Source organism: Granulicella sp. dw_53, from assembly GCF_018449545.1.
In the GTDB taxonomy this organism is placed as follows: Bacteria; Acidobacteriota; Terriglobia; order Terriglobales; family Acidobacteriaceae; genus Edaphobacter.
In genome coordinates this window covers 92022-106142 of the sequence record NZ_JAAVUR010000002.1, presented here as the reverse complement: position 1 = coordinate 106142, position 14121 = coordinate 92022, and the positions used below count along the sequence as shown (strand labels likewise).

Genomic DNA, 14121 nt, shown 5'->3' with positions numbered 1-14121 from the left:
ACTTCTATCTATGAACAGAGGCATCAGTGCGACACGAATTGCAGCTTATTCCTTTGCATACCAGGTAATCCTGCCGGGTTGATTTAGATCCGTGATGTTGTGAACTGAGGAAGTCCTCTTCTCTGAATTGAATTCTTATCGCCAGTCTCCAACCGTGAGGGGGCACTCGATGAATATGAACCGCCTGACCAATTCATTGGTTTAAACGCGACAGCTCTATCCTCAAGATGGACGTCTTGTGTTCGCAGACGCAAAATCTCAAGCGCTTCCCGTCGGGAGAGTTTGAGGTTTGAAATGAATTTAATAGAGGGTAGTTTGAAGTACGTGCGTCGCCCGCCAAAACAATTCAAGGGTCAACGCAGAGGAGCGGAGTAGGAAGGGCGGTGCAATACCGGCAGGAAGAGAAGACATTCAAAACTCCAGGACGATCTCAGAATTGGAAAGAAAGTGGTGCAAGTGGCGATCAAGCTTTGCGGATCTAGATACAAGTAAATTACGTCTTATGGTGAAGGTAAAAGTTCGTCGGACTCGGGCAGCGGCAGAATCTAGAGTGGGTCAGCCACATAAAAACAGGTTTCCCGCTTGGAGTCAAATGAATTTGTAGTGAGTTGCAAGACTTACTTTAAATAACCGACGCGAATGGCGCTCCACCACAGGACCCCGACCAGCTGAATTCGCTCAATAGAGTTCGAAACAGAAGAGTTGGGTTCGCCGTAAGGCGCTAAAAACAAAGGAACAAAAATGGTCGGGACGACTAGATTCGAACTAGCGACCTCACCCACCCCAATCCTCTAAACTTGTTTATTTTTAGTGACTTAGCCAAATCCACCAATGCCTTGGAGAGCGGAAAAGAGCCCTACAAAACGCTTGTTGGACCCATATCGGACCCACGTTTGGACCCACGCTGGTGTATCCAAGAACAACGCGATACGAACGGCAATCAGCGAGAGTCTGCTCTCCTCCCCACCTTGGTTCTACCCTCTGGTCATATAGCTCGGTGCGAATCAGTCGGTCTGGTGAGTGCATCTTCAGAAGATCTTGCCCGGAAAGTTCGTCATAATTCCGAGGACATTATTGTAGATACAGAACGCCAACGCGTGAATATAACAGGGCGAAACACAAAGCTGGCCGAGTTCGTCGAAAATAGCCGGTTCTGTCTTTTCCATACAGGCCGATCTAGGAGCGTTGCGCTGGTCTCGACAGCGCAGAGGCTGATCGCTGAGGTGTTTATGGATTGCTTTATACCCCGTTCACATCGGTATCACACGATACATCGAATTCCAAAACGAGGTCTGTTGGCAAAGGGTGAATCACGGCCGTGGGGTGCAACAAGCGAAGGATAAGCCCTCCGGGACACGCTTCTGTTGCTCAAACAGTGACAGTTCAGCACCCTCCTCGGCACAACATTGACGAGAGACCTTGGATTTCCGCGAACACCTCTGCCAGCATGGGGAGAGGTCATGGGTGGATAGGATTCGGTTGCGCATGGGCGTAATTCCATTGACAAAGCCCAGTCCCAAGATCTTATCCAAGAATTCGCATCATTGACAAGCCGGTAATACAGACTTGCGTAACTGAAATCAGAATGGAGCTTACTGAGAAACCACTGCAAAACTCCATCATCTCCAGAGAGGATGGTGGAGCACTATCTGATACCCTAGCGGCCATGGCAAAGCTGAGCTTCGATGAAAGCGATGTATTGGAACGAGTCCTTTCGCTGAAAAGCGGATATGTCCTCGATTTTAGTAACCGGACGTTCTCTGATTTCGTTTCGGATGCGATCGGTATTGATCCCTATTCGGGCGAATACGAGAAGTTTGGCACATCTAAAGCCAAGATTCTTCGGAGCATTATCGAGACCGAGAGCGACACAACAGTCTCGAAACTGATACTTGCCCTGCTCAACCGCGAAAAGAGATTTCCGAATCTTGATGCGTATCCGACTGTCACCGATAGTGATCGGAATTCCGCACAAAGCATTGCACTCCGATTGGCAGGCCAGCTACACACGGAACTACCAACCCTCACTTTTGCCTGCGTGCATGATGTCTTTCGCCGAGTGCGGGGAGAAGTCGAAAACTGTATTAAGTCGAGAGCATACGACGCGGGACTGGACCGCCTCCATACATTCCTGACAATGTACCTTCGGCTTCTCGTCGCTGATGATTCAGGAAACACCCAGCCTCACGATGTGCCGCTACATTCCCTGATGGGTCTTTATGTCAAAGGGCTGCAAGCCAACGGCAGGGGAGTCTCTGAGATGACCTTGCGAATCCTGCGCTCGTCGATTTCGACTCTGGAGAGCTTCAACAGAATTAGGAACGATCACAGTCTTGCCCATCCGACTGACCAACTCATTCAGAAGGACGAAGCCGAATTCATCTTTACGCACATCGTGGCGCTAGTGTGCCTTATCGAGAGATTGGACAATTCGAACAGCTGACCGATGTCGAGACTTGAGAAAACGGGCAACGCGTGAAGGCGCGTATACTCACACTCATCGTTGAACAAAACACCCCGATACAGGTCATCAGAGGAATATGCCGACTCAAGAAGAGCCTTTGCCGTCGGAACAGTTTCAATCTGTGTTCCGCGAAGCGCTGCCCCTCGACACCAAGCTGGAGCGAGCCCGGACGGAACTGCTTGACCTGTCGGCACGCAATCGTCTGCTGAACCTTCCGAGATCTGCAAAGAACGCTCGTAGCATTACTGTGATCGACGAAAAGTCGGTGGAGACCTATCGCCTTCTCGTGAAGGAAGGAAAGACGTTCACCTTTCTTCCTGGTCGCGGGGCGACTAAATTAGAGGCGACTCAACCTTCCGAAGAAGCCGAGCTTGATGAAATATCTGAGCTTGCACAGCCAGAAGATAACTCGATGGATGAGCGGGGCGTCTTTGCACGCCATAGTGATACACGCCTTCAGACGCGCCTGACCTCCCAAGCACTTCAGAAGAGATTGCTGGAGCTATATACCGACGCGAGCACCCTTGAGCAGGAGCAAGGTGTCAACATCCTCTACCTGGCGCTTGGCACACTGAAGTGGATCGATCCCAAAGATGCAGGGCTGGTCCGTTATGCTCCCCTGATTTTAGTGCCCGTGGCTCTGGAGCGCGGAACGGCAGCCGAACGGTTCAAGCTGAAGGCAAGGACAGAAGATGTGTCATCCAACCTCTCCCTGGAAGCGTATCTGGATCGCATTCATAAGATCAGGCTGCCTGAATGTGACGTAACGGACGACTTTGATCCATCGCTATACATGCGATCCGTGGCCGATGCAGTGAAGAGCAAGGAAGGATGGGAGGTTTGCAAGGACGACATTGTCCTCGGATTCTTCTCATTTGCGAAGTTCCTGATGTATCGCGATCTCGATCCAGAGTGCTGGCCTTCGAACAACACAATCGCTGAGCAGCCGCTAGTTAGGTCTCTACTCTCTGATGGCTTCGCTCAACAGGATGAGCTAACGCCTGAGGACGCAAATCTGGACGCTCTCCTGAAGCCGGCTGACATGGTTCACATTGTGGATTGTGATAGCTCTCAGGCACTGGCAGTGCATGAAGTCCGCCGTGGTAAAAATCTGGTTATCCAGGGTCCTCCTGGAACAGGAAAATCACAGACGATTGCAAACGTGATTGCATCGGCAGTGGCGGACGGCAAAACAGTTCTGTTTGTGGCTGAGAAAATGGCTGCGCTCGACGTAGTGAAAAGACGTCTCGATCAGGCGGGTATTGGGGACGCCTGCCTGGAGTTGCATAGCAATAAGGCCAACAAGCGTCAACTCCTGCAAGAACTCAGCCGAACCTGGGATCTTGGTAGTCCGCGGGGCGCCGCAGAAGACACGCTCAACTCATCGCTCTTGTCGACACGAGACGAACTAAATGGCTTTGTCTCTCGTCTGCATCTCGTTCACGATCGAGCGGGCCTTACTCCGTTTCAGGTCATGGGAGAGCTATCGCGTCTGCATGCGGATGGGATCTTGCCTACCGAATATCCGCTGGCCGAGGCACCTGTCTGGACTCAGGATCAACGGAAGGAACGAGAAGAGCTACTCGACGGTCTGCGAGAGAGGATAGCTCTCATTGGCCCACCTGCGGAGCATGCGTGGCATGGTGTTGATCTTCCTCCTTTGCTCCCCACGGATGTCACACGACTGGCCATGCATATCGATCCAATCCTGGGAACACTCCGGTCGTATCTTGCGGGCTTATCGGCGTTGGCGACGACGCTGCTGTCGCCGGAACCGGAATCGTTAAGTCAGGCAAAGGAGATGGAAGAGTTGGCACGCCGTGTGGCCACAGCTCCGGGGCTGAGCGGGGTTGCATTACGGTCAGAGGCGTGGACCCGGTTTTACGAAATTGAAGCATTGATCGGTCTCGGTACCAGATACGGGGATCTGATGACCAATCTCCACGGTCGAATGAAGGTGGACGAGGTTTCACGGCTTGATCGATCAGAGCTTGCGTCTTCTATACAAACGCTGGCTGTCCTACCCCCGGGATTCTCAGAAACACAATTGTCCATCGTGGCCGAGTTGTTGTTGGCGACTCCCAAACTATGCGAAGCTGCGGCTTCCCTCAATCGCTCCATCAAGCGTACAGAGGCGTTGGAAACTCTTCAGTCCGTGGAGTTGTTGTTACAAGTGGCAACGCAGATTGCGAATGCTCCTGCTGTATCAGCCGGAGCATTCATGAGCCCGAGATGGGAGAACGAGGTCGAGCGCGCACATGACATCGCCGAAGCTCTTGCCAATTTGGAAAAGGCGAAGGAGATTGTCGGAAACCAGATTTCAGATGCAGGCTGGCAGGTAGATCTGAGCGAAGCGCGACAGGTTCTAGGACAGTACGGTACGAGCCTGACACGCTTCTTCAGTGGCCGCTGGCGCCAGCAGAATCGATTTGTGAACTCGTTTCTGTCGGATCCGAAGGCTCCACTCAATCACAAGCTCGCCTTACTGGATGCATTGCAACGTGGCAGGAAAGCATCAGCAGAAATTGATCGAGAGAAGGAATTCGGCTCCGAAATCTTCGGGCCTGAATGGCGAGGTGCTCGGTCTGCGTCTTCCCACCTTCTGGCTCTGACAGCTTGGATGAGAGGCCTTTCACACTTTTCCTTGTCGTCTGATCGGGCGATGATCCGCAACCTCGCGGTATCGCAAAGACAGAGCGAAGTATTGCATATTGAAGTTTCGAAACTGGGCAGTCTTGTTCGTGAGTTCAAGAGCAATCTAACCGCAATCTCTCAAGTGGTTCCTTCCGATCGGAGCTTTGAACAACTCGTTCATGAGTTGAACCCAATTGCAGCTGCGGATGCTCTGTTTTGCCGGATAGCGGTATTGCCGCCCCCTCTTCTTTCCGAGAGAATTTCGCTATTGCGAACGATTGAGAAGTTTCTGGCCACGAAGGCTGCATTGGTTGATGCCAGCGCCCTGGGAACAAATGCGTTTGGAGAGATGTGGCAAAGTGAATCGTCTGATTGGGGAGCGATGAGTGAGGCAACTGCATGGGTATCTAAGAACGAGGACATCCGATGGATAGCTGGCGGTATCGAGAACTGTGCGGCACTATCGTCACAGGCCACAGAGCTGGCAATGGCTCGGGAAGATCGCTGCCGCGACTTTGCTCTCCTCGTTGAGTTGCTTCACTGGGACCTGCAGAGCGATGAAGGAGGTCCGGACCTGGATTCACTTCTTCTAAGACCATTTGAAGCCAGGCTTAGCCGCATGCTGGAGCAGCGTGAGCAACTTTCGCATTGGACAAGTTACCAAGAGCGGTCGAAACGAGCAAAGGAACTTGGACTGAGCGATTTTGTTGGAGCACTTGAGACGGGAACGATAGTTGGATCGGCTCTGCTTCAGTGTTTCCACGCCTCCTATTACGAGGGGCTACTGCAGGATCAATTGCGGACGTTTCCTGAATTGGCTCGCTTTGATGGTGCGCTTCATGAGCGGACTATTGGCTCGTTCCGTTCGATGGATCTGCAACACATCAAAGCTGCAGCGTTAGCAGCCGCTCGAGCGCACCATCGTCGAATTCCGGCTTCAGGCGGAATCGGGCCGGTCGGCATTCTTCGTGGCGAGATTGCGAAACGCCGCGCCCACATGCCCATCCGTCAGTTGATGCTAAGAGCCGCCCCAGTAGTCCAAGCGCTGAAACCGGTAATGATGATGAGCCCACTCTCTGTGGCGCAGTTTCTCTCACCCGGGCACACGATGTTCGACCTGCTGGTGATGGACGAGGCAAGCCAGATTCAACCTGTCGATGCGCTCGGGGCGATTGCGCGGTGTCGGCAGATCGTGGTGGTTGGCGACGAACGTCAACTACCACCAACGCAGTTCTTCAGCAAAATGACCAACGATAGTTCAGCAGCTGATGATGATGACGAAACAGCCGGCGCGCAGGTGGGTGATGTAGAAAGCGTGCTCGGGCTTTGTTTGGCACGTGGTCTGCCGCAACGCATGCTCCGCTGGCACTACAGAAGCCGACATCAATCGCTCATTGCTGTCTCAAATAGTCAGTTCTACGAGAACAAGCTGCGGATCATTCCGAGCCCTTACACGCAGGAGGCGGGCACGGGGCTTCGCTTCATCCACATCGCGAACGGCGTTTTTGAATCGGGATCTAGCGGAGCAAATTCAATTGAGGCGAAGGCTGTTGCGGAGGCTGTGATCCGTCATGCTCTGGATCACCCTGAGCATTCCTTGGGCGTCGCAACATTCTCGGTACGTCAGCGCAAGGCGATTCTGGACCAGCTTGAGGCTATGCGCCGTGTAAATCCTTCAGCTGAAGCCTTTTTTACAGCACATCCGAGCGAACCCTTCTTCATCAAGAACCTTGAGAACGTGCAGGGCGATGAACGCGACGTGATCTTTATCTCAGTTGGATATGGTCGCAATGAAAAAGGCTTCTTCGCCATGAGATTCGGGCCTCTGGGCACCGATGGCGGAGAACGACGACTGAACGTGTTGATCAGCCGGGCAAAGCGACGTTGCGATGTATTCGCATCGATCACCGACGAAGATATAGATACAGACCGGGCGAAAGGCAAAGGTGTCGTAGCCTTCAAACTCTTTCTTCACTATGCCCGGACAGGCCGCCTGCAATTGGGACCATTTGCGTCTGAAGATCCGTCTCTGAGTGCCATGGGCGACCAGGTTGAACATGTGATTCAGGTGCAGGGGTACCAAGTACATCGACACGTCGGACTCTCAGGTTTGTTCATCGACATTGCTGTCGCTGACCCGGAACAGCCTGGGCGGTACGTCCTCGGCGTTGAACTAGATGGCCTTTCATACGCCAATGCTCAGTCTGCGCGGGATCGTGACCGCCTCAGAAACGCCGTGTTGCGCGATCATGGATGGCAACTTCATCGGATTTGGGCGATGGATTGGTTACAGCGTCCTGCAGAGCAGGCACAGAAGCTCCTTCAGGCAATCAAGGATGCGCAAGAGGTTCTGCGAAACGAAGGAGTTCAGAAACGTGACGCAGCCGTACCTGTAGAGATCGTTACGATCGAACGCGGAGACGTCGCGGAACTGAGGCTGGAAGCTCTCCCTGAAACTACTGCCAATTTCTACAAAGAAGCCACGCTGACGGCAATTCCCACGCATCAAGATCTTCCGTCGACCTCGCTAACGCTATTGGCGAAGTTTGTGGAAGATGTCGTTACAGTTGAAGGCCCTGTTCACCGTGATGAGGTCGTCGTTCGTATTCGCTCGGCTTGGAATCTCCTACGTTCAGGAGGAAGGATTCAGGCGGTATTGGACACCGCCATTCAAAAAGCGATCAGCGAGGGTCTAGTTGTAGGAGGGGACTTCCTACAGATCGCAGGAAAAGAGAGCATCCCACGAGATCGATCATTAGTGAATTCGCCAGGCTTGCGACGGGTAGAGATGCTGCCACCCACGGAGATCGATACCGCAATCCTCAGCGTCATCAATGTAAGTATGGGCGGAACGACCGAACAGGTGATCCAAGCGGTTTCTCGGATGTTCGGATTCAAATCCACGAGCGGTCAGCTTCGAGATGTTATCGATGGCAGAAAGCAGTCGCTGGTTGAAAATGAAAGGCTGGTTGAGAAGGACGGAATGTTCTGCATTCGTAGTTGAGGATGGGCATTGTCGGATCAGACAAGCGGCGCAACCCAGCAGGTTCGCTTCCCTATGGCGAAGATCTACTAGGATGTCCAAGTTTCAGGGACAAGCACGTTGGAAACCTCCAAGAGCAGTGAGCGTTCTTCCGCGAGCTACTGATTGCCTACACAACGTTACGCTAACTGGTTGTATCTAAATGATTTCATGGGCATTGATGGCTAACGGCAGTATCCTTGAGCACTCAAAAACATTGGGAAAAACGCGAATCTCAAATTTCAGCACCCTCGCCAGCACCCTCGCAAATTGGACTTGCCGCGATTCCGACCTCTGCCCTTGTTCGGGAGAGGTCTCAGCTGACTCGTCGAACAAGTCGCCGACAACCAGGAACCTATGACAACGCAATGAACGCGAGAGTGTTGTCGAGGTGCTGCAATGGCTAAAGCACCTCGACCTTTGTTATTTCTCGAATTCATTGTTGAACGAGACCGTTTGGGCGGCCAGCCAGCAACTCGGAGGCAAACAGCCCCGGACTCAGCGGCCCGCCGCCTGACCAATCCGGCCACGACCTTCCCACCAGCGTGGCACCACACATCGAACTGCCTAGCCGCGCCGGTCGGATCATCATCCTCCTCGGGCACGACTTCGGTTCTCACAGAGCACCGGGATGGGAGTTGTCGTGCGACCGGCATATTGCGGGATTGGAGGCGCGAGTTTCCTCGCACCTCCCTTGAGGCTATTTCGCCGCTTCCGCCTTGGCCGCCGCGCGCGCCTTCGCAGAATCCGACATTTTCTTTCTCGTTGCAGCGGACATCACTCTCTTGTTTAAGGGAGCTACCGTCGAAACCGTAGAGGCCTTCTTGGCGACAGACGGCTTCTCCACTGGTGCCGTTTTTTTAGCCGCTGTCTTCCGCGCGAGCTTTGCTGACCTTGTGTACTTTCTCTTGCCTTGAACAGTTTTCTCTTCAGTGGCCGGTTGGCTCACAACTGGAGGAATTACTCCGACATATCCATGGGACAGCGAGTCACGCATCTTGATAAGCCGCTCAACCTCTTTGTTGAGACGATCGATCTCTTTATTCAGTTCGATTATTGCTCCAGCTATGCTCATCCAACCTCCATTAAAGCAAGCCTACCATTCCCGTTCGCACCTGACAGCGCCACAATGCGAAATCCATGATCTAGCGTATGCAATGAACGCAAATACGCGCAAATCTAATCATCATCGTGATTGAGCGAGTTTGCCACTCGTACGATTCGAAGCCAGTCGGCGAATTGCTCCGCGTCGGCCGAATTCTTTCCGTAATTGCAACCGAGATGGGTTAGCTGCGTATTCGCGCGGCTGTATGTCTCGACCTTGCTGTCGGTCCTATCTGCTGAGACCTGAAGAAGGAAATTCCTCGTGGACCGAGGTATCGCGGCGTTACAAAGACGACAAAGCCCCCCTTGCTCCGCCCACATCTCTCGAAGATCTTGCTTGGTCAGTTTAACGATCCGAATAGGGGCGTTCCGAGACACCGCCGTCCCACCAAGTTGAGCACGTCTTGTTAACAATCCCAACAGTCGGTCGAACTGATCTTCGAGACTGTCTATGACCTCCGCTAGATGGAATTCGTCGAGCGGAAGGACCGATAACGCAATTCTGGCTACTGGCAGGTCTTTAAGACGATCAATCTCTGTAGGGGAAAGAATCAAGTACGATTTTCTTGCCTGTCCGCGACCAATGACCCCGTACTTCTCTTTTAATAGGTCACGAGCCGCTGGCAGAGTTGCCAGCTTCCAAGCTGCCGTCGCCTGAAGGGAGTAGGCGAACTTTTTGGGATCGCCTTGCTGAAAATAGTTCAGTCGTCCAGGATCTACGAGTACACCCGAGTCGACCGGCGGCCCTGAACGGATCCTCACCACGCACAGCAACTTCTTGCGAAACTCCGGAGGTGTGAGGTCATGGTCGTCCGTTCCTGCGAAGAGCACCCAATCCTCCTTTGTGTCGAAAATCTCGGCAAGCTTGCGTGCATAACCCTCGACACTGAAGGACACCGCTGGCCACTCGTTAGAGACAGGACCATACTCGGATTTCAAAAACACTCGACTGTTCGCGCTGAGAAGATCTCCTAATTTTGGGTGCGGCCTCTTGAGTCGTTCGTTAAGTTCGCGGATGAGGCTGAGAATGTAGGCAGTGCGCCCGCTCGTCTTCGTGAGTTCCTGTCGGCTTATTGTGCCTTGTAGGAGGTCGTCGAATTGCACTGCTACCTTCCCAAAGTCTTTTCGATGAACCTCAACGGGCTTCCCTTCTTTCGTCGTAAGGTCAAGACGGTTCCCGTTAATTGCCACGATATTGAATGTTGCATTCCTATAGCCACGCTTCGGAGCCCAATAGCGTATCGAATCCCCAACGCAAACGGAAGAGGTCAAATCATCCCAAGTGGCAGCCTTCATAGCACCAGCATATCGACCAGAAGACCTACAGTCTCTATCAATCGAACCCTTCGGAGCGCGTTACCACGGCGAATCGGTAAAAGACGATGAATGTTGCTTCCTCTTCGTTTCGAGATCACCTAAGCGAGAAGTTAGCAGTCTTCGTAAGGACAGGAACCCTAATGCCATCGTTATCAGTCAAATTTGCCTCCGCACTTCCCTCTAAACAGTACCTTGCGGCCGGCACGGAGAAGCAGCAACGCCGCTGGACGCAGCTTTATGACATTGCACATCTCGACGCACCCCAGCAACAACTCATCACTGGTTTGTGTTTATGGCTTCTAAGGTAGGACTCGAACCTACAACCCTTCGGTTAACAGCGGGCTAAAGGCAACCGGAGAGGCCGTCTTTTGTTGGATTTACGCGGAGCCTGACGCCCTATTTGGAGTGCGTTCGGCTCCAATTGTTCCTAAATTTGTTCCGACGTTTCAAGGCGACCTTCCCTGCCTACTGAAGGCCGCTCGGCGCCGACTTTCGGCTATCGTCACTGCTACCTCCCTCCCACGTCATATTCGAATCGACGGATCAATTTACATCGAGAGCTCAACGAATGAGTGGTTGCGCAGGCCTGCAATGTATCTAATTTGCTTGTGCTTCCTTTCGCATTAGGCCTGGCGCGGAATATGGCTTGAGCAAAGGGAATGCCAAGTCTGTCTGGTCCGGGAAAGATCACATTTCTAGCGGCTCATCTATTAAGCCGACGATACTTCTAAAACTAATTTCCAATTTCCAAATCGTACTTATGGCCTACAGTTAGCTGCTGAAGTGTCTCAGTCTTCGGTTTACAGCCTCATATACCGTGCGACCTATTGGATTTTTCCATTTTTACCTTATATATTAGGTTGATGCTGACGCTCAGATCCATAGGCGAGCAAATTGCCGTCCGACGCAAAACACTGGGCCTCAGTCAGGCTGCGCTTGCAAAGCAAGCAAAAGTTGGGCATTCCACGCTGGATGCGTTGGAGAACGGCCGCCTCGGAGAACTGGGTCTCTCCAAAATCATCAAGCTCCTGTCGGTGCTCGGGATGGAACTGAAGATTCAGGAAACATCAGGCCGTCGCCCAACGCTGGAAGAGCTCATGGAAGAGGATCAGGATGATCAGGGTCTGGACCGACAGCGCTGAAACCGGGTTGCTCGACCGCTCCGGTGATCGCGGAAGTACCTTCGTGTACCTGCCCGAAACCATCGGTATGAGTGCTGTATCAGTCACGATGCCAGTGCGCCTCGCATCCTGGGGTACACGTTTCGGTCTTGCGCCCATCTTCGAGATGAATCTACCGGAGGGCGTGCTTCGCGAGCGATTGCGACTCGCTTTTGCAAAAGCTACCGGGACATTCGATGATTTTGACCTGCTGGGAATCGTGGGACGGTCGCAGGTTGGTCGCATTCGCTATACCGGCCAGAAAGAGAAGCTGGAGGAGGATGTCCCCTTTCAGTCCGTTGATGAGATCCTGGAACGCCGGCGTGGCGGTGATCTATTCCGCTACCTTATCGAGCGCTTCGCCTCATTCTCAGGCATTAGTGGCGTTCAGCCCAAAGTGCTGGTCCGTGATGAGAGTGCCTTCTCGGCCCATAGAAAAGATGTACGGCTGTCGCAAAGCTATCGAGGTGCGACTCACATTGTGAAGTTCTGGGAACCGAATGAGTTTCCGCAATTGGCGGCGAACGAGTATTTCTGTCTCAAGGTCGCCGAGAAATGTGGACTCGACGTACCCCACTTCTCCCTCTCTGAGGATGCGAGCGCGCTGGTGATTGACCGTTTCGACCTTCGCCTTGATGGCACCTATCGCGGCTTTGAGGATTTTTGCGTACTCAATGCAAAACGAACCGACCAGAAATACAGCGGTAGTTACGAAACCTCGATTCTCAAGCGGTTTCAGCAGTTCGCGAACTCGCCGCATGTCTACACCGATCTTGAGAAACTCTTCACTCTCATCGCCCTCAACTGCGCGCTGCGCAATGGAGATGCGCATCTGAAGAATTTCGGAATCGTCTATGATGACGTGCTCGGCGAAGCACGCCTGGCTCCGGTCTATGACCTTGTGACGACCGCTGTTTATCTTCCCAAAGACAGCATGGCCCTGACGCTCAACGGAAGCACCCGATGGCCAACTGCAAAGGAACTTCAGCGGCTTGGCGAAACGCGCGCTGGCGGCACACCCGCGCAGATAAGAAACATTCTTGGTCGCATCGCAGAAGCAATCCATAGCACATCAGTGGAAGTGCGCGGCTACATGAAGGAACATCCACACTTTGTGGATATTGGTGAGCGGTTGCTTCCCGAGTGGGAAAAAGGTATTGCCCTATCGATCAAAATCTAATTGGAATCGACACCCTCTGGCCACCGGCCTTTTCAGGGCTGCCTTCCAATCCAGATAAGCGGTTTTAGAGTCAATGTATGTAGCTGATGTCATGAAGTTTAGATCGATGCGATCTAGGATGAAATAGGACCAATTGGACTGCTTTAGATTCGTCGATGTTCCGTATATGCTCAACGCGTTCGATCCGGACCTTCTCATCAACCACCGCCGACAACCGGCTCGCCGTTGAACATGCCTGTCATCCTTGCGCGCCCTTCTTGCGACGCTGGTAATGCTTGTCGAATTCCTGGAAGATATTCGCGTTATAGAAGCGCTGCTTTGTGCTCTCAGGCTTCGACGGGTTCAGCAAGCGTAAGATGCAGAACTTCTGCTCGCGTTCGAGAGCTTTACGTAGGCGGTGATAATCGCGATTCTCGAGAAAGTCCGAGTAGCGTCGCTTCATCGTGTCTGACAGATCGCGATAGGTCATCGGATAGTTCTTGAAAACGTCCTGCTCTCGCACGGCGATCGCCGGTGCCTTTGGATCGTCCGTGTACCTGAATTCAAGAGCTGCAGCATCCTTGCCTTTGACCAAACGAGTTTCAAGGTGAAGCGCGACGTGCTGATTGCCCTCGCCTTCGGCCTCGGTCGCCTCTCGGGCGTCTATGTAGGAAAGCAGGCGCTGAATCTGCTCCGGATAAGCAGCTCGACTTGCGGGCTCGGCGGCTTCGAACCCATGGTAGAACGAGATCGGCATCAAGAAGAAGTTGTAGACGGACAGATTCAGGCCGAACCACTCTGTGGCAAGCGTCAGATAGTTGCGTAGAGACGCCGTTCCGATCTCCTGTACGCGTCGGCCGATGTAGAGATCTTTGTTGATCAGGTGGGCTGCGTTGTTCCGGATCTCCACTAACGCCAGAATGTTCTCGTTGGATGCGGGCTCGAGCCCTGAGTTCTTGTCCTCCATCATTCGCGCCGCTAGGTAGACCAGACCGTGAGAGATCGGATTTCCGCTGCCGTTTACCTTCGGATGCTCGGGACCGGTCGGTTCATTCTTCACCATCTCGTAGAGCGACTCCACAATCTCGCTATGATCGACGAGCCATTTCGCTTTCAACAGCAGCTCCCATGCGTTCGTCATTAGCAAGGAGAATGCCTCTTCTCTGTACGAAAAGTTCGGCTTGTTATAAATCTCGATCGCTGCGATTGCGGCCTGGACGGACTTCTCTGCTAAATCGGCGCTCAGTGGCATAGACCATCG

General features: G+C 52.9%; 7 protein-coding genes. 4 read left to right on the top strand and 3 right to left on the bottom strand.

Annotated features, from left to right (window positions below; translation table 11 throughout):
* Positions 1-1585 precede the first annotated feature (1585 nt).
* Positions 1586-2443: an abortive infection family protein gene (locus HB393_RS03380; protein ID WP_213803753.1), complete on the top strand. Its 858-nt coding sequence runs from the start codon at positions 1586-1588 to the stop codon at positions 2441-2443.
* A gap of 97 nt (positions 2444-2540) precedes the next feature.
* Positions 2541-8102, top strand: coding sequence for a DUF3320 domain-containing protein (locus HB393_RS03375; protein WP_255550767.1), 5562 nt, complete (start codon positions 2541-2543; stop codon positions 8100-8102).
* 718 nt (positions 8103-8820) lie between these two features.
* Here HB393_RS03375 and HB393_RS03370 read toward each other — a convergent pair.
* The gene (locus HB393_RS03370; RefSeq protein WP_213803752.1) at positions 8821-9195 is read right to left on the bottom strand and encodes a hypothetical protein; all 375 of its coding nucleotides are present in this window, start codon (positions 9193-9195) and stop codon (positions 8821-8823) included.
* A gap of 104 nt (positions 9196-9299) precedes the next feature.
* Positions 9300-10520 carry a hypothetical protein gene (locus HB393_RS03365; protein WP_213803751.1) on the bottom strand — a complete coding sequence of 407 codons (1221 nt, stop codon included), beginning with the start codon at positions 10518-10520 and terminating at the stop codon, positions 9300-9302.
* Between the two features lie 884 nt (positions 10521-11404).
* Between HB393_RS03365 and HB393_RS03360 the strand changes: the two genes are divergently transcribed.
* Positions 11405-11683 (top strand): helix-turn-helix domain-containing protein, encoded by a 279-nt coding sequence (locus tag HB393_RS03360; protein ID WP_213803750.1) that lies wholly within the window; start codon positions 11405-11407, stop codon positions 11681-11683.
* Positions 11655-12881 carry a type II toxin-antitoxin system HipA family toxin gene (locus HB393_RS03355; protein ID WP_213803749.1) on the top strand — a complete coding sequence of 409 codons (1227 nt, stop codon included), beginning with the start codon at positions 11655-11657 and terminating at the stop codon, positions 12879-12881. Before HB393_RS03360 ends, HB393_RS03355 begins: the two co-directional genes overlap by 29 nt.
* Positions 12882-13119: 238 nt before the next feature.
* Here the strand turns inward: HB393_RS03355 and HB393_RS03350 are convergent, their stop codons facing one another.
* Positions 13120-14112, bottom strand: coding sequence for a DUF3644 domain-containing protein (locus HB393_RS03350; protein ID WP_213803748.1), 993 nt, complete (start codon positions 14110-14112; stop codon positions 13120-13122).
* Positions 14113-14121: the final 9 nt, after the last annotated feature.

What these genes read in the sequence shown, in the direction of transcription:
- HB393_RS03375 (WP_255550767.1), top strand. Translation starts at nt 2,541, where the DNA reads ATGCCGACTCAAGAAGAGCCTTTGCCGTCGGAACAGTTTCAATCTGTG.
- HB393_RS03365 (WP_213803751.1), bottom strand. Translation starts at nt 10,520, where the DNA reads ATGAAGGCTGCCACTTGGGATGATTTGACCTCTTCCGTTTGCGTTGGG.
- HB393_RS03370 (WP_213803752.1), bottom strand. Translation starts at nt 9,195, where the DNA reads ATGAGCATAGCTGGAGCAATAATCGAACTGAATAAAGAGATCGATCGT.
- HB393_RS03355 (WP_213803749.1), top strand. Translation starts at nt 11,655, where the DNA reads ATGATCAGGGTCTGGACCGACAGCGCTGAAACCGGGTTGCTCGACCGC.
- HB393_RS03360 (WP_213803750.1), top strand. Translation starts at nt 11,405, where the DNA reads ATGCTGACGCTCAGATCCATAGGCGAGCAAATTGCCGTCCGACGCAAA.
- HB393_RS03350 (WP_213803748.1), bottom strand. Translation starts at nt 14,112, where the DNA reads ATGCCACTGAGCGCCGATTTAGCAGAGAAGTCCGTCCAGGCCGCAATC.
- HB393_RS03380 (WP_213803753.1), top strand. Translation starts at nt 1,586, where the DNA reads ATGGAGCTTACTGAGAAACCACTGCAAAACTCCATCATCTCCAGAGAG.